Below are 18,185 nucleotides of genomic sequence, written 5' to 3' on the forward strand. Positions count from 1 at the left end.
TGAGCCCTACCAGTTCAACGTCTCGAACTCACGCTCACGCTCGCGGGCTGAATCGGCCGCTTCGGTCGCCTCCGGGGCGTCGTCGGCTGCCGCCTGGCCCGACGACGGATCCTTGGCGATGCCGTTGGTGACCGGATGCTCGCGGAAGTATTCGTCGAAGCGCATTTTCGCATCGTCGCCGAACAGGATTTCGCAGGCTTCGAGCAGGCCGGCGGAGTTCTTGATGGTCTCCTGGCGGGAGACGAGGCTGATCTTGGAGCGGCGGCGCAGGAAATCCTCAAGCTTGGTGATCATCTCGCGGCGGGCGGCCTGGCGGACTTCGGCGCGGATGTATTCGGTGCCCTCGATGAGGATTTCGGCCTGGCGCGGGTCTTCGCGGATATGTTCTAGCAGGGTGATGGCATGCCCGGCATAACGGCGCCACAGGCGGGTGGATAGCGGCTCGGACGAGGCCGGGTCGGTGTAGGCATCCAGGTTCATGAGCCGGGCCTGGTGGAAGAACTCATCGCGCACGGCATCCACCGGTTCGCCGTACCAGCGGTATTTCGGGTAGCGGACTTCGATGCCCATCTGTTTGACCAGATGGGTGATTTCGTTGCCGACGTTCACGCAGTCCGTGAGCTTGCCGCCGAAGATGCTGATGTGGCCGCCGTCGATGTCGGAATCGATCTCGTGCTTGCGGGAAAGCTGCAGGAAGTCGCGATCCGCACCCGCATCGGCCTTCACGGCCAGCGGGCGGACGCCGCAGCGGGTGGCGATGATGTCGTCGCGATTTAGCGGTTGCTCCAGATCCAGCCGGGCGTTGATGTTCTTGAGGACGAAGTCGATGTCTTCGTCGGTGATCGCAGCAAACGGGTCTTCGGTGCGCGTGTCGGTGGTGCCGATGCAGGTGCGGTTGCCCATGGGAATCGCGAAGAACAGGCGGCCGTCTTCGTCGAAGAAGGCGAGCACGCGCTTGTGGGGCGTGAGCCGGTCGACGATGAGATGGATGCCCTTGGACAGCACGTGGCTGTGCTCGGTCTGCTTGTGCGTGAGCTGGTTGTAGCGATCGGCGAGCGGGCCGCAGGCGTTGATGAGCACGCGGGTTTTTGCGGTGAATTCGCGGCCGGTCATCATGTCGCGCAGGTGCACGGTCCAGATGCCATTCTCGCGGGCCGCACCTGTGGATTCCACGTAGTTGGCCGCGGCGCAGCCGCTGTTCATGGCCACGCGCACGAAGTTAAAGACAAAGCGGGCGTCGTTGTCGTGCAGGAAGGCATCGGAATACTCGAAGCAGCCGATGGCGGGCTTCGTGTTGATGACCGCTTCTTCTTCATTGACGGTCGAAAGCCGCGGCAGCCGCGGCATCTTCGTGAAGCAGTTGCCAAAAAACCAGTACAGCCAGGTGCCGGCCCAGAGCACCAGCGGATGCCAGCGAAAGCCCTTGGTGATGGTGGTCAGGAAGCGGATTTCCTGCACCGTGGAGGGATAGTGCTTGATGAGGTGGTTGCGCGACACGCACAGCTCGCGCACGAGCTTGAAGTCGTACGACTCCATGTACTTGATGCCGCCCCAGATGAGGTTGGACGACCACATGCTGGTCATACCGGCGAAATCGCCCTGGTCGATCAGCGCGGTCTTCACGCCCTTGCCTGCCAAGGCCGCCGCGCTCACGGCGCCGTTAATGCCGCCGCCCACGATAAGCGCATCGTAGACGTCGCCGGTGGCGAGTTTCTCGATATTGGCTTCGCGTAGCTGCATTCCGGGTTCTCTGTGGGCATGCGTTATCGCGCCGATCGTGCGGCCGCAGACGCTGACCCGCCCACGATAACGTGTGCCGCATCCGGGCGCGCACGCCGGCGTTCCCGGCAGGCCGTGCCCGCTCTACGAGCGATACCAGCCGCCGGTTTCGCCGTGTCGGTGGGCAGCGGCCGTTGCGGGCGCGGCCGATCGGCGTTACAACACGGCCCATCATTTACCTGCAGGCCCTGCCCATGAGCCGCGCGATCCAGATCGAAAGCTCCGACGGCGTCATCGATGCCCATGTCTTCACGCCCGACAACGCCAGCGGCCCGCTACCGGCGGTCGTGCTGTTCACCGATATCGGCGGCCTGCGGCCATGCTTTTTCGACAAGGCACAGACCGTGGCCGACGACGGTTATGCCGTACTCATGCCGAATATCTACTACCGCGACGGGGCCGGCTCACCGGTGCCCGAAGGCAAGGCGTTTCTGGACGACGACGTGCTACCGGACCTGTTCGACCTGGCCCAGAAACTTACGCCGGACGCCCAGAAACGCGATTCCACGGCGTATCTGGCCACGATCGACGCCGAGCCGGAGTTCGCCGGCGGCGCCATCGGCGTGGTGGGCTACTGCCTGACCGGCGCGTTCGCGCTGCGCATGGCAGCCGCCCATCCGGAACGGGTTGCCGCCGCGGCGGCCTTCCATTCCGCGGGCCTGGCCGTGGCCGGCGACGAGAACAGCCCCATGCACGCCGTCGCCGATATTCGCGGCCGTGTCTATATGGGCCACGCGAACAACGACGATCACCTGCCGCCCGACCAGATCGCACGGCTGGACGAAGCGCTTGCCACGGCCGGCGTGCATTTCACCACCGAATTGTATGCCGATGCCCGGCATGGCTATTCCGCCAGCGACGTACCGGCCTACAACGAAGCTGCGGACGCGCGTCACTACAAGCGGTTGCTCACCTTGTTCGAAGAAACGCTTTTGACCTAACGCCGCAATTCAGCCCGACCGGTCGGCCGGGCGCCGCGCGCGCCTGGCCTGTCGCGGCGCCTCGGCAATATCGGCGGGTCGATCACGCCCCGTCGGCACCCCGATAGACACAAGCGCCGCCGAGATGCCGCTACACGCGCCTCGCCGGCCGGCTCGTGCCAGGCCGGATACGCCAGCCGCGCGGCGATGTTAGCCTTGCCTGTGTCATACACCCATCACGTACGGAATGCCTGAGATGCGTATCGGATTCATCGGATTGGGCGCCATCGGCACGCCCATGGCACAGAACCTCGTCGCCGCGGATTTCGACGTGACCGTCTGGAATCGCACCGCCGAGCGGTGCAAGCCACTGGTCGAGGCCGGCGCGACCCAGGCCGATTCGCCGGCCGACTGCGCGGCCTGCGACGTGCTGATCACCATGTTGGCCGACGACGCGGCGCTGCAAGCCGTGGTGGAAGAGCACGGCCTGATCGACGCCATGGGCGCCGCCACCGTGCACGTGAACATGGCCACGGTGTCGGTCGCGTGCGCGCGCGACATGGCAGAACGACACGCGAACGCCGGCAAGACCTATATCGCGGCCCCCGTGCTGGGCCGGCCGGATATCGCCAAGGCCGCCAAGCTCAATATCGTGGCCGCCGGCCATTCGGACGCCATCGAAACCGCACGCCCGGCACTGGAAACCATGGGCGCCAAGGTCTGGCCCGCCGGCGACGACCCGTATCGCGCCAACGTCATCAAACTGGCGACCAACTACATGCTGATGGCCGCCGTGGAAACGATGGGCGAGGCCGCGAGCATGACCGCGAAGTACGGGATCGAGCCCGCCGACTTTCTCGAGATCATCACCAGCTCGGTATTCGCAGCCCCTGCATACATGGGCTACGCGCCAGCCATGGCCAAGCGGGCGTACGACAACCCGGAAGGCTTCAAGCTCAAGCTCGGTGCCAAGGACATGGACCTGGCCCTGGCCGCGGCCCGTGCCGAGCAGGTAGCCATGCCCGTCGGCGCGGTGGTGCGCGAACGCATGTCCGAGGCCGTGGCCGCCGGCGACGGCGAGCTGGACCTGTCGGCCATGGCCGAAGTGTCGCGCCGGCACGCGCATCTGGACGATCGCGATTAGCGTCGGTCTGCAATCAGCGCTACTTGGCGCCCAGACGCCCGCGCCAGGGTCCGCGGCGGACGCTGGGCTTTTCGGTGCGCCGTCCACGCAGCCAGTGCCAACCCACGAACGCGACCCGAAGCTTCGTGGCCAGCCTCAACATGACGGATCGTCGGCAGTCCCCGAAAGTGTCTACCGACGCGGCTCGGCCACCCACCCTAGAAAGGGAGGACGAACAGACTGGCGTCGGGCAGCGGTACCTGGAAAAATCCTTGAAAGACGAAGTAGAAACCCAGCACGACAATGAAGCCCGCCAACGGATAGACCGCGCAGCGTGACCAGGTCCAGCGTTCATACATGGCAACACTCATGATCGCCAGATAGCTGACCAAGCCTGCGAGCACGAAGCCGATGAATGGCATCGCCAACGTGCCCAGCACCATGGCCACGATCAGCCCCACCCGCCGGCTGACCGAGCCCGGCGCGGCACGCGACTCGGGCGAGGCAAGCCCCACGAGATTCCGCACGATCAGCAGCCCGCTGAACGCCATCATCAGTCCCAGCACGGTATGCGGAAAAACCACCGCCGGGCCGTCGGGCACATCGCGTAGGTCCCACCATCCGATCAGACCGACTGCGATAAACAGTACGCCCCCGAGGGTGCCACGCACGTCGTGGCGATCTTCATCCGGTGTGCGAGCCATCACGGGCATCTCCTATCGACGGGGTGGCACGCAAGCGTGCTGCGATGAGCGGATAGAACAGCGACAACGCGATCAGCACAACGATGGTGATCGCCAGCGGCCCAGACAGGAAGATCGACAGTGGATCGCCCGTCGCGCCCCCGATCATCCAACCCTGGACAAAGCCCTGTTCGGCAATGGGCCCCAGAATCAGGCCGAGCACGATGGGCGACGGCTTGAAGCCGAGCCGGTTGAGAAACCAGCCGATCACGCCGAGCACGATCATGATGACGGCGTCGGCCAGCGAATTGCGTATCGCATAGGCGCCGAGAATGGTCATAAATGCGACGATCGGCACCAGAACGGCCTTGGGGAAGGTGACGATGGATTTGAACGCATAACGACCGATCAACAACCCGATGGGCAGCATCAGTAACGTGGCGATGAACAATCCGTAGATGAAGGTATAGACCACGCTGTCGCCGCCTGACTGGAACATCGCCGGCCCGGTCTGGATGCCCTGCACCATGAGCGCTCCCAGAATGACCGCATCCGGGGGCGTGCCGGGAATGCCCAGTACGAGCGTAGGGATCATGCCGCCGCCGACTGTTGCGTTATTGGCCGACTCACTGGCCTGCAGCCCACGCGGCTCACCCTGGCCGTAGCGCTCCGGCTGGCGTGAGTTACGTCGCGCCTCGGAGTAGGCCACCAGGCCGGCGATCGAACCGCCCGCCCCGGGCAGAATTCCCACGAATGCGCCAATCAGCGACGAACGGATCAGATTGATCCAGTTGACTACACAGGAGCGGACCGCTTCGACCAGGCGATAACCCCGGCTCTCGCCCTGGATTTCGAGATGGCGCTCGGGCCGTGCCACGAGATCGATGAGTACCGGAATACAGTAGAGCCCGATCAGCCCCGACACCACGTCGATTCCGCCCAGCAGCGTGGTCGACTCGAACGTGAAACGCGGCGCGCCGCTGATCGGCGCCACGCCCACGCAGGACAACACCAGACCGAACGATGCGCCGATTAGCCCCTTGGTCAGCTGACCGGCCGAAATGGCCGAAATCAGCGTCAGCCCGAAGATAGCCAGCCAGAAGTATTCGACCGGGCCGAACGCCAGGGCGACGTTGGCCAGCGGCGGCGCAAGGAACAAAAGCGCTGCGGCCCCCACCAGCCCGCCGATCACGCTCGATAGACAGGCGATGGTAACCGCCAGATCGCCGTCGCCTTGCTTGGCCATGGGAAAGCCGTCGAACGTCGTCGCGATGGCTGAAGGCGTACCCGGCGTATTAAGCAGGATCGCCGCATAGGCGCCGCCGTAGATGGCCCCGGTATAGATCGCGCCCATCAGCAACAGCGCCGACGTCGGCTCCATCGAAAACGTCAACGGCACGAGTACCGCGATCGCCATGGTCGCGGTCAGGCCGGGGATCGCGCCGAGCACGGTACCGGCGGTGACACCCACCACGGCCATCAACAGATTGAACGGCGTCAGCGCGCCGAAAATACTCTCGACATGAAACATGCAAGGTCTCCGGGGACCGCGGCAGCGCCCTGCACGGGGCCGGGCGCCACTCGCCGTACTACTTGATCAGGCCCGCTTCGGTCGCCAGTTCGGTATAGACCTCGGTCTTTTCGGTCATGAACTTGTCGATTTCGCCGTAGGGCACGTTCAAGCGCACGAACCCGCGATCATCCATTTCCTGCTTGAACTGATCGGTGGCGTTGACCTGGCCGATCAGATCCGACAGTTTCTGACGAATCGGCTCAGGCGTGGACTTGGGCACCGCGATGCCCCGGTACGCACCGCCCACCATGTCGATCCCTTTCTCCTTGAACGTCGGCACATCGGGGAACAGCGGCATGCGTTCGTCAGTGGCGACCGCCAGCAGACGGACTTCATCGGGATGGTTGGCCGCGACCGTGCTGTAGCCCCACTCGGCCTTGACCTGGCCTCCTCGCATCGCGGTATAGGCCGCGCCGGTGCCCTTGAAGGGAATATAGGTCGTGGTCGTGCCGGTCATCTTGTTGAACCGTACGTTGGCCATATGATTGGCCGTGCCGCTACCCGATCCGGACAGCGTCAGCCGGCCGGGGTTTTCCTTCGCATAGGCGATGAGGTCGTCCAGTGTCTTGAACTCGCTGTCCTTGTTGACCACGATCGCATCCGGCGTGTACTGGAACATGAACACGTTGGTGATATCGTCGGTCTTGAAACCGACGTTCCCCATCAATGGCTTGACGATGATATGGGGCAGATTCGTGCCCATGATCGTGTAGCCGTCGCCCTTGCTCGAATTGAGCTGCGACCAGCCCACGGCGCCGCCCCCGCCGGGCTTGTACTCGACGATCATGTCCTGACCGGTGATCTTCTGAAAGATCGGCTGCTGCAGGCGCGCCGTGATATCCGACTCGCCGCCCGGCCCGAACGGGATGACGTAGTGCACCGGCCGGCTTGGGTAGTCGGCCGCATCCGCCGCCGATGCGATCCCGACACCGGCAATAGTCCATACAGCCAGCGCCGCACTCAGCGCATGGATCACACGTTTTCTGGTTCGCGTTGTCATCGGTTCTCCTCCTTTCGAATCGTTGTCGTATCGGGCGGCCCGCCACGACCGTCGTGCCATGGCGGGCGACCGAGTTTGTTGTTGTCAGTGCGCTGGGGAATTCGCCACACGCTTTCTGATATCCGCGAATAACGAATCGTTGATGTCGATACCGTCGCTGGCCGCCTTGGCGCGCAACCGATAACGCCGCTGGCCCGGCAGGCGCGTATCCGGCTGGCCTTCGATAGCCTCGAGCAGCACATCGAGGCGAGCCAGAAAATCCGGCCCGGCCAGACGCTGGGGGTCGATCAGCACGAAACTCTGGCCGATGCCCGGCGGCGCCCCCTTCGGGTCGAAGAACGAACTCGCCTCAAAACCGTGGTTCGAGCCGGTCAACGAGGCAGAAAGGATCTCGACCATCAAGGCCAACGCAGCACCTTTGGCCCCGCCGAGCGGGACCATCGTGCCGACCAGTGCAGCATCGGGGTCTGTCGTCGACCGGCCTTCGGCATCCAGCGCCCAGCCTTCGGGAATGGCTTCGCCACGCTGCTTGGCAAGCATGACCTTTCCACGCGCGACATGGCTCAACGACAGGTCGATCACCAACGGGGGGCCCGACGTCCGCGGACTCGCGAACGCGATCGGATTGGTTCCGAACACCCCTTCACGGCCCCCCCAGGGCGCCATCGCCGCCGGTGAATTGGAAAAGCCGAGCGCGACCAGCCCCTGTTCGGCCACGGCTTCGACGTGATGCCCCAGCACACCGGCGTGGTGAGAATGACTGATACCCACCACGCAGCTGCCGGCGCTGCGAGCCCTGGCAACGGCTTGTTCCAATCCATAGCGAATTGCCGGGAACGCAAACCCGTGTCCCGCGTCCACGGCCAGGGCGGCCGCGGCCTGGTCGCGTATACGCGGCTTGGCCTCACCGTCGACCTTGCCGGACGCGGCCTGGTCGGCATATGCGATCAAGCGGGCCAGACCGTGCGAGGCCAGGCCGTCGGCCTCGGCTGCGACCAGCGCGCTTGCCACGGCCTCGGCGTTTGTTTGGCTGACGTTGCTGTTGCAGAGTACCGATACGGCCAGCTTGCGCGCCTGTTCGATCGTCTGGCGGGTCATGGCCGGACCTCGTCGAGCGCGCCGAGCACGTTATCGACCGTGACCCGGCTGACGCGTTGGTTGGCCTGCACGGTAACCCCGGCGATATGCGGAGTGAGCAGCACATTATCGAAGCCGCCATACACCGAATCGGCCGGCAACGGTTCGTCTTCGAACACATCGATCGCAGCACCGGCGATTCGGCCGGTCCTCAGCGCCGCCGCCAACGCGGCATCGTCTATGACGCCACCACGGGCGCTGTTGATGACCACCGCGGTAGATTTCATCCGGCCGATGGCGTGTTCGTCGATCAGATGACGCGTGGTCTCGACCAGCGGCACATGCAGGCTGATCACATCGGCCTCGGCCAGCAAATCGTCGAACGACACCGGCGTGACGGCATGGGCTGCCCAGCATGGGTCGTCTGCGGCCAGCATCGGATCGTGAGCGACGATCGTCATCCCCAGTGCGGCTGCACGTACGGCGACCCGACGGGCGATGCCGCCAAAACCGACAAGCCCGAGCGTATGGCCGGCGACTTCATGGCCGATCAGCTCGGCGCGCGGCCAGGCACCCGCGGCGACCTGGGCACTGGCCGTATATGCGGCGCGACGCAGCATCAACGCCGCGCAAATCACGTATTCGGCGACCGCGACGTCGTTGGCCCCGGTGGCCGGCAACACGCGAATGCCGCGCCGCTGGCAGGCGTCCAGGTCGATATTGTCCAGCCCCACGCCGAGACGACCCACCACCCGCAGCGCCGGCGCTGCGTCCAGCAGCTCGGCGTCGACCTGGGTGCGGTTACGCACGATGATTGCAACCGCCGGCGCGACGGCTTCGAGCAGCGCTTTCCGGTCGTCGACCAGGCCCGGGTCGAAACATACCGAATGACGAGCCCGCAGATCCGCCACGGGCGTGTCATCCATGAATTCGGTGATCACGATATCGCTCATGCGGCACCATCCCGCCATTGACTCACCGCCGCCTCGAGTTCGCGATCGGCCATATCCAGCGCTTCGGTCAGCGAGTCGATACGGCTGCGATCGTCGTCCAGCCGGGCACGCGCCCGGGCCAGTGCCTGCTCCATCGGCCGTTTAGCCGGGCCGCCGGCGACGGTATGTACCTGAACGAAACTCTCGGGATCGAGCGCGCCACGTACCATGGCATCGTCAATCGGCAGGTCCTGTCCGTAGATCTCTCGTGCGGATTCGTTGACCAGCGCGGCATCGACCTCGGTCGCGTCCTTGCCCTGCTGAAGCGCACGCAAAACCAGATTGCCGACGATACGGTGCGCGGTACGAAACGATAGCTCCGAGTTGCGATGGATGACCGCCGCGAGTTCGGTACAGCTGGCAAAATGCCGAGCGGCCTGTCGCTTCATGAGTTCGGCATCGACCCTGACCGTCGAAAACACGCCGGTCAGCAACTCCAAGATCCGTCCGGTTTCGTCGAGGGCGTGGAACACCGGCGGCGCAAGCCCTTCCTCGACGTCCTTGGTGTCCTGGTAGTTGACGTTATGCAGGCTCGCGAACGTCCCGCTCATGTCGCCGATGACGTGGGTCGCCGCAAAACGTGCGTATTCGAACGGGTACGGGTTCTTCTTCTGCGGCATCATGCTCGACGACCCCGAATAGTCATCGCCGATACTGATATAACCGAATTCCTGGGTATGCCAAGTATAGAAGTCCTGACAAAGTCGGCTGACCGTGGTCATCAGATTGGCCAGTGCCGCCACGGATTCGAGCATGTAGTCGCCGGCGCCGACGCAGTCGTTGGTGTTTTCGATCAGGCCTTCGAAGCCCAGCAACGTGGCGACCCGGTCGCGGTCGATCGCGTAGGACGATCCGGCCAGGGCGCCGCAGCCCAGCGTGCAGTAGTTGCAGCGGTGCCAGGCCGCCAGCAATCGATCGAGATCGCGCTCCAGGGCATTCACCAGCCCGACCAGATAGTGCCCGAGCGTGACGATCTGGGCATGCTGCATGTGGGTACCCAGCGGCATCACCGTATCTCGATGCGCCACTGCCAGTTCAAGCAGCTGATTGCGTAACGACAGTGACAAACGCGCGACCCCGATCAACCGATCGCGCATGACGATGCGCACCAGCGGCTCAGGACGGGTTCGGCCGATATTGATATCGCCGGCTACGGTCTCTCCCACTTGTGCGGTCAGATACCGCTCCATGGTCGAATAAAAGTATTCCACCTGCGGATCGAACTCACCCATGCCCTGACGTCCATCGGTGGCCAGCCCCTCAATGGCTTCCAGAAGACCGGCCGCGGTCGCCTCGGGAATAATTTGCTGCTCGGCGAGCATGACGGTCCAGGCTTTATTCGCCTGAATAAGCCCGTCGAAATAATGTTCGAGCATGAAGTCATAGCTCGGCTTGAGCACGGTCCGCGTATAGATTTCGCCGGGATGGCCTTCAAGGCGTTCCCGCGAAATACGACGATCTTCCGACATGGTCTGTCCTCCGATACAGTTATTGGGTGGCCGGCGCAGCGGTAAGCGGCGGCACTTCGTTATCCTCGATCAGGCTCTGACCCGGGGCGATCCGGGTATGCCGGACCGGCTCACGGGCAGTGACCAGTTCGCCTTCCTCGGCACGAACGACGGTGTAACTGGCCGCCTCGGCCTCGAGCATGTGCGGATAATCGGCACGAAAATGCGCGCCGCGGGATTCCGGGCGGGCCAGCGCAGCTCGGGTGATCGCCTCGCTGACCGTGATGAGGTTGTCGAGATTCAGCCAGTCGTGCCATGTGACGTTGTAAGCGCGCGTACTCGCATCCACACCGCCGGCGTGGAGGCGCTGTCGCAGCGCCGTCAGCTCATCGAGCGCCGCGCTCATATCGGCGTGATTGCGCACGATGCCGACCTGGTGCCACATGAGCTCGTAGAGCGCTTCGCGAATCGGCTGCAAGGCAACGCTGGCCTGTTGCAGCGGCCTGTTGCAGGCGGCTACGGCGCGCTCGACGACGGCCTGGTCGGGCTCGGCCAAGGGCGCTGCACGGTCGATCCATGCGGCCATGCTGTCGCCGGCGATGCCGCCGAACACGGTCGAGTTGGCCACCCCGTTGCCTCCGAGGCGGTTTGCGCCATGCACGCCGCCGGCATCCTCGCCAGCCACGAACAGCCCGGGCAAGGAGGTGAAACAGCGTTCGTCGAAGACGACGCCGCCCATCATGTAATGCGCTGTGGGGATCACCTCGACGCGTTCACCGGCCAGATCGAAGCCGCAATCGGCACAGCGTTTGACCATGCCGCGGAACTGCCGGCGCACGTTGTCGGGCCCCAGATGCGCCATGTAGATATAAGCGCCGCCGTTGAGCGTCGCGCGGCCGGCACCTATCTCGCTGAAGATGCCCCGACTCACGATGTCGCGGGTAGCGCGCTCACCGCGTTCGTCGTAGCGCTCCATGAAGCGTTCGCCGTCGCCGTTGAACAGGTAGCCGCCCGCACCTCGCAGCCCCTCTTCGAGCACCGTACCGGTCATTCGGGTGTGCTCTCCGGCCAACAGCCCGGTGGGATGAAACTGGACCATCTCCATATCACGCAGGGCCAGGCCGGCCTCCAGCGCCATCGCCAATCCATCGCAGGATTTATCGCCGGACGGCGTGTGGTACTTGTACATGGTCGGCCCGCCGCCCGTGCCGAGCATGACCGCCTTGGCGCGACAGAGAAGGTATTCGCCACTGCGGATATCGATCATCAGGACGCCAGCGAGCGCATCGCCGGCGTCGGTCGGGATGATCGCGACCGCGCGATGCTCCTCCAAACGCTCGACACCGGTGGCCCAGGTCTGTTCGGCGAGACGGCTGATGATTTCGATGCCGGTGAGATCCCCGCGGTGGACCGTACGATCGAAAGTCTGGCCGGCAAACGCTTTCTGGTGGACGGTTCCGTCCGGGTTACGATCGAAAAAGCAGCCGTATTCGTTCTCTAGCTCCCGGATCCGTACCTGGGCCTGCTCGACCAGCGTCCAGGCCACGTCCTGGTTGTTGAGCCACTTGCCACCGTTGATGGTGTCCATGAAGTGGCGCTCGGTGGAGTCGGTTGGCGCCAAGGCGACGTTGTAGCCGCCCTGGACCATGCGCGTGCATCCGCATTTGCCGAGCAGCCCCTTAACGGCGATGGTCACGCGTAGCTCGGGCGCGGCCCGCTTGGCATGCAGGGCGGCCAGTAGTCCGGCCCCACCACTGCCCAGAACGAGAATGTCGGTACATATCTGTTTCATGCCGTTGTCCTCAGAACGCTCGCAAAAGGAAACCGAGCCCGCAGGCCAGCGCCAGGGCGAAACTTGCTGCGACGAGATTCTTCTGCGCGGCTCGCCAGCCCAGCATTTCCAGTGCCAGGATGCGTAGACCACTGGCCAGATGGACCGACAGCAGCACGACCAGTCCGCCCTCGGCCACGCGTACCAGCGGCAGCTCTGTCCACGCCAGGAAGTGATCGAGCTCGGCAGCCCCAGCCAGACTCAGCCCCAATACATAGAAATGCGCCGGCAGGAACAGCGCCAGCAGCAGCCCGGAGATCCGGTGAACGGCGAAGCCCCAGTACGGCAGGTGCTGTCTCGGCCCGCCCCTCATGCGAACAACCCCTGCAACGCACGCAGGCCCAGCACCAACAACAGGACCGCAAAGCCGATGGCCACCAGATCCAGGCTGCGCCCGTGCCAACGGGTATGTTCACGGACGATATTGCGCAAACCGATGGCACCGTGGACGGACGCCGCGACCATGAAGATCGCGTAGAACCCGTACCAGGCGACCGACCCACGCGTACGCGCTAGTATTTCGTCGGCCGACAGACCGCCCTGCACCACGATGATCATCGTGGCCAGATGAACGACAACGGCCAGCGCCAGCACCATCGAGCTGAGCCGCATGGCGACCCATATCCATAATTCCGTCATGGCGGGCATTGATGAGGAGCGGTTCATAACTTGCCCTTGAGAGCCGCGACGACGCTCATGCGTTTGAGGCCAGCGATGGCGCTTGCCGGGTCGAGTTCCATCGGGCAGCGCAGCGTGCAGCTCTGCTGGCTGTGGCAGGCATGACAGCCCGCGTCGCCGCTGACGGCGCGTAGGCGCGCTGTGTGCCCGGTATCGCGCTCGTCGTTCATCTGTACCCAAGCCCGGTTGAGCGCGGCCGGTCCGAGATAATCCGGCTTCCATGCGACGACATCGCAACTGCTGTAGCACACGCCGCAGCCGATACATTCCTGGGCTTGATCGGCCAACCGGCGTGCGGGCGAGTCCGGCTCGACCACGGCGAACTCGGCGGTTTTATCTTCTGTGGAACCTACATAGGTGCCGCCCGCATCCCGCCATTTGTCGAAGAATGGTGCCATGTCGGTGACCAAGTCCTTGATCACCGGCAGATTCGCCAGCGGCGCGATCTCGAGCCGGCCGTTGGCGGCCACCTTGTCCACGTGCGTACGGCAGGTCCAACGCGCGGTCCCGTTCACGCGCATGGCGCACGAACCGCACATGCCGACCCGGCAGGCAAAACGATAGGCCAGCGTCTCGTCGATCTCGCGCTGGATATAGCTGACGACGTCCAACACGGTCTGGTTGGCCCGCTGGGGTACCCGGTGTTCTGCGTAGTGTCCTTCGTCGGCGCCTTTCCAGACGGCAACCGTCAATTTATGGCTCATGAAACGACTCCGTAGGCCAGTACGGCCGGCAGCTGTGACAGATCGGCAACGACCCAGTCGGGCGTGAAACGCGGCTCGACCAGGCGATCGTCGAACCGGTTCGACCACGCACAAGCCAGGCCGGCCGCGCGGGCACCCATGACATCGGTCGACGAGCCGGCCACGTGAATCAATGCCTCGGGCAGGACATCCAGCGTGTGCAGCGCATGCCAGTACACGTTTGGATGCGGCTTGTAGGCGCCGGCGCGCTCAGCCGACAGCACTGCCTCGATGAACGGCAACCGACGGGCCAGGGCTTCCAGCATGTCCTGATCGCCGTTGGACAGCAGCGCCAGTCGGTAACCCTGCTCATGCAGCTTCGCCAGCGCCGCAGGCGCGTCCGGCCAAGGCGACAGTTCGTCCCAGGCATCAACCAGCGATTGGCGCACGCGCCGGGGCAGATCGATCGCATTCGTGGCCAACGCATAGTCCAACGCCAGCGCCGTAGCGCGACGAAACGACAGATGACCTCTTTGCAGCATACTGTGGTGCATGGCCACCGCCAGCTGTCGGGTTCGCCAGCATTCGAGCACCCCTTTCGCATGCGACCGATCGTCGCCGTCCAGTGCCTGCGTCAGCGCTGGCAGCAAGGAACCGCGGAAATCGAACAACGCCGAGTAGACGTCGAATGTCACCCACCGGTCTATTACCGAATCAGCCATGAATGCCTCGCCTGATGAGGTTGATCCCGAGCACGACAAGCACGCCCAGCAGGATGCGTCGGAACAGCACCGCGTCGATATAGCCTCGAACGATCCGGCCGATCGTCAGGCCGGCAAACACCGGCAACAGCGCGGCGCACGACCAGATCAGCTCGGTGGCGCCGAGTACGCCGGTGGCCATATAGGACATCGCCAAGGGGATCGAGCCCGCAAGCGCGATCAGGCCATAGGCACCGACGAACTGATCCTTGTCGAGATCGCAGGCCACCAGATACATCAGCAGCGGCGGCCCATTGACGGTCGACAAGCCATTCAACACGCCGGCGCTGCTCCCCACGACCAGACCGGCCCAGCCGCGATCCCGGGGCCGCAGCCGTAACGTCGGCTTGAGGACGTTGACGATCGCAAAGCCGATCGCGATCACGCCCAGTATCAGCAACAGCACCGACGGATCGATGCTGGCCATCAGCCAGCCGCCCACGGCGGTGGCCACACAGAAGCAAAGGATCAACGGCCAGAAGTTGCGCCACGCGGTCCGGATATAACCGCTGCTGACCGCCTGCCAGAAATTGGACACGATCACCGGCGCGACCATCAGCGCAAGCATCTGATGTGGATCTAGAAAACTGCCCAGCAAGGCGATGCTGACCACCGGCAGGCCCATGCCGATGGTGCCCTTGACGGTCGCGGCCAGCAGCAGCACCAAGGCCACGAGCATCGTGGCGGATACGGGTGACAAACCCGCCACATCCATCACGCCGCTCCGTGTGTCAGGCACGGGTAGACAGTCACCGCTGCATCCCCCACTTGCGCACCGTATTGACCTCGATCGTGCGAAAGATCAGGCCTTCTACAAGCAGGCCGATCAGAATGACCGTCAGCAGTCCGGCGAACACGGCGTCGGTCTGCAGCTCGTTGCGGTTTTCGAAGATGAACCAGCCGATACCGCCGCCACTGGAATTGGCACCGAACACCAGTTCGGCGGCGATCTGTGTACGCCAGGCGAACATCCAGCCGATCTTCAACCCGGACAGAATGGTCGGAAACGCCGCGGGCATGAGCAGCTTGGTCACGTAGCGCCAGCCGGTCAGGCCATAGTTGCGACCCGCCATGCGCAATGTCTCGCTCACCGAAATGAAACCGGACAACATGTTCAGCGCCACCGCCCAGAGCACGGCGTGAATTAGCACGAAGACGATGCTGCCGGTGCCGAGCCCGAACCACAGCAAAGCCAGCGGCAGCAATGCGATCGCCGGAAGCGGACTGAACATCGCGGTGAGAATGCCGAGCAGGTCGGAGCCGAACCGGGTCAGGACCGCGAATGTGGTCATCACGGTTGCAAGGGCTACGCCGGCGCCGTAACCGACGAGCAGCACACTGATCGAATTCCAAGCCCGCGACAGGAGCGGCCCGTGGACTGCCGAGTCCCATAACGCACTGATCGTCGCCGTGAATGTCGGGAACAGCAGCGGGTTGTTTGCCCATACGGTATAGAGCTGCCAGATGCCGGCAAGCACCAGTAGAATGAACAGGTTACGGACCAGCGTATTGTCTCGTACGCGTTGCCAGAGGCTGAGATCTCTGGCGATCTCGCCGATCTCGCCGACAGGCCGCGGCTGCCTCTCGAACTCGGCTCTGACCGGTGGCTCGATCGGCGCAGGCGTTCCGGTAGCACTCGTATTATTCGCCATGAGCTTCGACCTTCTGCTCGGCCTCGACCTGCTCCGAAAACAGCATGTGGTGTATCCGCTGCTGCAAGGACTGGAACTCCGGGCAGTCCTGATTGGCGTGATTGAACTGCTCGGCGTTGAGCTCCGCACGTACTTGGCCCGGATGGGGCGAGAGCACCAGAATGCGTGAGCCGATGATCACAGCTTCCTGAATCGAATGCGTTACGAACAGTACGGTGAAGCGCAGCTCGTCCCAGAGTTGCAGCAGCTCCTCCTGCATCTTCAGGCGGGTCAGCGCATCAAGCGCGGCGAACGGCTCGTCCATCAGAAGGACCGCCGGTCCCATGGCCATCCCGCGTGCGATCGCCACACGCTGTTTCATGCCGCCGGACAACTGGTGTGGATAAACCTCGCAGAACTTGCTGAGATTGACCTTGTCGAGATACAGGCGTCCGCGTTCGAAGGCCTCTTTACGGCCGTACTTGCCGCTGCTGATCATGGGGAAAACGACGTTTTCCAGCACCGTCTTCCAGGGCAGTAGCTGGTCGAACTCCTGAAACACCATCATCCGGTCGGGTCCGGGCCCCCGAACGGGCTTTCCGCCGAGATTGATGGAGCCCTCGACTGGAGACATGAAGCCACCTACGCCTTTGAGCAACGTCGATTTGCCGCAGCCCGAGGGCCCGAGCAGAACGAAACGGTCGCCCGGATGGACCTGGAAGTCGACCTGATAGCTGGCGGTCACTATCTGTCGTTTGGTCTTGTACTGCAGAGTCACGCCGCGCACGTCGAGCAACGGCTCGGCGGCATGGGTCGAAGACGGCACCGATGGGTCGATGCCATTCATGGCACTGGTCAGCATCTGAATCTCCTCCGAAATGCTTCAGGCGTTACCGCGGTCGAGGCTGTTGTTGTTGTAGGCCCGGCCCGCGTTGTGATGTGACTTAGTTGCGTCAGCTGCCCGGCTCGTTGGCGACCTCCGGGAAGAACATGTCTTTCCACGAACCGGCCTCGTGGTCGATCGACTTGATCTGGTGCATGAACCGGGCGTATTTCATGACGTTCTTGGGCGTGGTCGTGAACTCGATGTCCGGATCGGTGATGATCTGGAAAATCAGATCCTCCGGTAGCTTCGAATTGGCTTCGGCGATATAGATCTTGGCCGCCTCACGCGGCTTGTCGGCGATGAACTGCATCGCCTGCTTGAGCGCGGCGAATACCGCGGCGAACAGTTTCGGATGGTCGTTACGAAAACTGTCGGATGCCCATAACGTGTTGAAGGTCGACTTGCCGCCCAGGACGTCGTAGGAGGTCAGAACCTGGTGTATCCCGTCACGTTCGAGCTCTTGCTGGTAGTAGGGAGGCGAGCCAAAATGCGCGTTGACTTCGCTGTTGCTCAACATCGCCGCCATCGCATCGGGATGTTTCATCGACACCGTCAGGTCGTCGAGCCGATCGTAGGCGTCGTTTCCCCACTGCTTGGCCGCTGCCATCTGCAAGGTGACCGCCTGAATGGAAACCTTTACTGCCGGTAACGCGATTCGATCGGTCTTGTTGAAGTCCTCGATCGACTGGACTTCCGGATCGGACGTGGTCAACACGATCGGTATGCTGTTGATCGCACCCAGCGCCTTGACGTTCTGGGCACCACGGGTTTTGTCCCACATCTTGATCATCGGGCCTACGCCGCTGGCGGCGAAGTCGAGGTTGCCGGACAACAGTGCGGCGCTGGTCGATGCGCCGCCACCCAGCGTCACCCACTCGATGTCGACCTGATCGATACCGCGCTCCGCGGCCTGGGCTTCGACCATCTTGTTATGGCGCATGACCATCAACGGGAGATAGCCGACACCGTACTGCTGAGAGAAACGGATGGTCGGTGTCTCGCTTTCCCCGCCCGAGCAACCTGTCAGCCATGCGTTCGCAAGCAAGACGGCCAGTAGCACGGTGACGACCCGTAAAGGCCGGACAGCAATTTTTCGTGAACGTCGATTCGTGGTCATGGC

The 18,185-nt window shown here is 63.5% G+C and carries 18 protein-coding genes; 2 read left to right on the forward strand and 16 right to left on the reverse strand.

Annotated features, from left to right (window positions below; all coding sequences use genetic code 11):
• Nucleotides 1–6 precede the first annotated feature (6 nt).
• Entirely contained in the window at nucleotides 7–1,740 is a 1,734-nt protein-coding gene (locus T31B1_RS01795) for a glycerol-3-phosphate dehydrogenase/oxidase (RefSeq protein ID WP_353247745.1), read from the reverse strand.
• Nucleotides 1,741–1,973: 233 nt separating this feature from the next.
• Here T31B1_RS01795 and T31B1_RS01800 point away from each other — a divergent pair, with 233 nt between their 5' ends.
• Both T31B1_RS01800 and T31B1_RS01805 read left to right on the forward strand, forming a co-directional pair.
• Nucleotides 1,974–2,720, forward strand: a complete 747-nt coding sequence (locus tag T31B1_RS01800) for a dienelactone hydrolase family protein (RefSeq protein ID WP_353247746.1) — start codon at nucleotides 1,974–1,976, stop codon at nucleotides 2,718–2,720.
• A gap of 235 nt (nucleotides 2,721–2,955) precedes the next feature.
• Nucleotides 2,956–3,843, forward strand: a complete 888-nt coding sequence (locus T31B1_RS01805) for an NAD(P)-dependent oxidoreductase (RefSeq protein ID WP_353247747.1) — start codon at nucleotides 2,956–2,958, stop codon at nucleotides 3,841–3,843.
• 197 nt (nucleotides 3,844–4,040) lie between these two features.
• Here the strand turns inward: T31B1_RS01805 and T31B1_RS01810 are convergent, their stop codons facing one another.
• The 15 genes from T31B1_RS01810 to T31B1_RS01880 form a co-directional block, all read right to left on the reverse strand.
• Nucleotides 4,041–4,526: a tripartite tricarboxylate transporter TctB family protein gene (locus T31B1_RS01810; protein ID WP_353247748.1), complete on the reverse strand. Its 486-nt coding sequence runs from the start codon at nucleotides 4,524–4,526 to the stop codon at nucleotides 4,041–4,043.
• Complete coding sequence (locus T31B1_RS01815) at nucleotides 4,507–6,036, reverse strand: tripartite tricarboxylate transporter permease (RefSeq protein WP_353247749.1); 1,530 nt, start codon at nucleotides 6,034–6,036, stop codon at nucleotides 4,507–4,509. The genes T31B1_RS01810 and T31B1_RS01815 overlap by 20 nt, the downstream gene beginning before the upstream one ends.
• A 58-nt stretch (nucleotides 6,037–6,094) precedes the next feature.
• On the reverse strand, nucleotides 6,095–7,078 hold the full coding sequence (locus T31B1_RS01820) for a Bug family tripartite tricarboxylate transporter substrate binding protein (protein WP_353247750.1): 984 nt from the start codon (nucleotides 7,076–7,078) through the stop codon (nucleotides 6,095–6,097).
• 84 nt (nucleotides 7,079–7,162) lie between these two features.
• Nucleotides 7,163–8,176, reverse strand: a complete 1,014-nt coding sequence (locus tag T31B1_RS01825; protein ID WP_353247751.1) for an Ldh family oxidoreductase — start codon at nucleotides 8,174–8,176, stop codon at nucleotides 7,163–7,165.
• Nucleotides 8,173–9,108: a hydroxyacid dehydrogenase gene (locus tag T31B1_RS01830; RefSeq protein ID WP_353247752.1), complete on the reverse strand. Its 936-nt coding sequence runs from the start codon at nucleotides 9,106–9,108 to the stop codon at nucleotides 8,173–8,175. The genes T31B1_RS01825 and T31B1_RS01830 overlap by 4 nt, the downstream gene beginning before the upstream one ends.
• Entirely contained in the window at nucleotides 9,105–10,616 is a 1,512-nt protein-coding gene (gene argH, locus T31B1_RS01835) for an argininosuccinate lyase (RefSeq protein WP_353247753.1), read from the reverse strand. The genes T31B1_RS01830 and argH overlap by 4 nt, the downstream gene beginning before the upstream one ends.
• Nucleotides 10,617–10,635: 19 nt before the next feature.
• Nucleotides 10,636–12,387 carry an L-aspartate oxidase gene (locus T31B1_RS01840; RefSeq protein WP_353247754.1) on the reverse strand — a complete coding sequence of 584 codons (1,752 nt, stop codon included), beginning with the start codon at nucleotides 12,385–12,387 and terminating at the stop codon, nucleotides 10,636–10,638.
• A 10-nt stretch (nucleotides 12,388–12,397) separates the two neighbouring features.
• Nucleotides 12,398–12,739 carry a succinate dehydrogenase/fumarate reductase transmembrane subunit gene (locus T31B1_RS01845; protein ID WP_353247755.1) on the reverse strand — a complete coding sequence of 114 codons (342 nt, stop codon included), beginning with the start codon at nucleotides 12,737–12,739 and terminating at the stop codon, nucleotides 12,398–12,400.
• Nucleotides 12,736–13,065, reverse strand: coding sequence for a succinate dehydrogenase/fumarate reductase transmembrane subunit (locus T31B1_RS01850; RefSeq protein WP_353247756.1), 330 nt, complete (start codon nucleotides 13,063–13,065; stop codon nucleotides 12,736–12,738). The genes T31B1_RS01845 and T31B1_RS01850 overlap by 4 nt, the downstream gene beginning before the upstream one ends.
• Before the next feature lie 23 nt (nucleotides 13,066–13,088).
• Entirely contained in the window at nucleotides 13,089–13,808 is a 720-nt protein-coding gene (locus tag T31B1_RS01855) for a succinate dehydrogenase/fumarate reductase iron-sulfur subunit (RefSeq protein ID WP_353247757.1), read from the reverse strand.
• The gene (locus T31B1_RS01860) at nucleotides 13,805–14,509 is read right to left on the reverse strand and encodes a haloacid dehalogenase type II (RefSeq protein ID WP_353247758.1); all 705 of its coding nucleotides are present in this window, start codon (nucleotides 14,507–14,509) and stop codon (nucleotides 13,805–13,807) included. The genes T31B1_RS01855 and T31B1_RS01860 overlap by 4 nt, the downstream gene beginning before the upstream one ends.
• Entirely contained in the window at nucleotides 14,502–15,263 is a 762-nt protein-coding gene (locus T31B1_RS01865; protein ID WP_353247759.1) for a sulfite exporter TauE/SafE family protein, read from the reverse strand. The genes T31B1_RS01860 and T31B1_RS01865 overlap by 8 nt, the downstream gene beginning before the upstream one ends.
• 34 nt (nucleotides 15,264–15,297) lie before the next feature.
• Complete coding sequence (locus T31B1_RS01870) at nucleotides 15,298–16,200, reverse strand: ABC transporter permease (RefSeq protein ID WP_353247760.1); 903 nt, start codon at nucleotides 16,198–16,200, stop codon at nucleotides 15,298–15,300.
• A complete protein-coding gene (locus T31B1_RS01875; protein WP_353248724.1) occupies nucleotides 16,190–17,026 on the reverse strand; it encodes an ABC transporter ATP-binding protein in 837 nt (278 codons plus the stop codon). The genes T31B1_RS01870 and T31B1_RS01875 overlap by 11 nt, the downstream gene beginning before the upstream one ends.
• A 106-nt stretch (nucleotides 17,027–17,132) precedes the next feature.
• Nucleotides 17,133–18,182 carry an ABC transporter substrate-binding protein gene (locus tag T31B1_RS01880; protein ID WP_353247761.1) on the reverse strand — a complete coding sequence of 350 codons (1,050 nt, stop codon included), beginning with the start codon at nucleotides 18,180–18,182 and terminating at the stop codon, nucleotides 17,133–17,135.
• Nucleotides 18,183–18,185 lie beyond the last annotated feature (3 nt).

This window comes from Salinisphaera sp. T31B1 (assembly GCF_040361275.1).
Taxonomy (GTDB): domain Bacteria; phylum Pseudomonadota; class Gammaproteobacteria; order Nevskiales; family Salinisphaeraceae; genus Salinisphaera.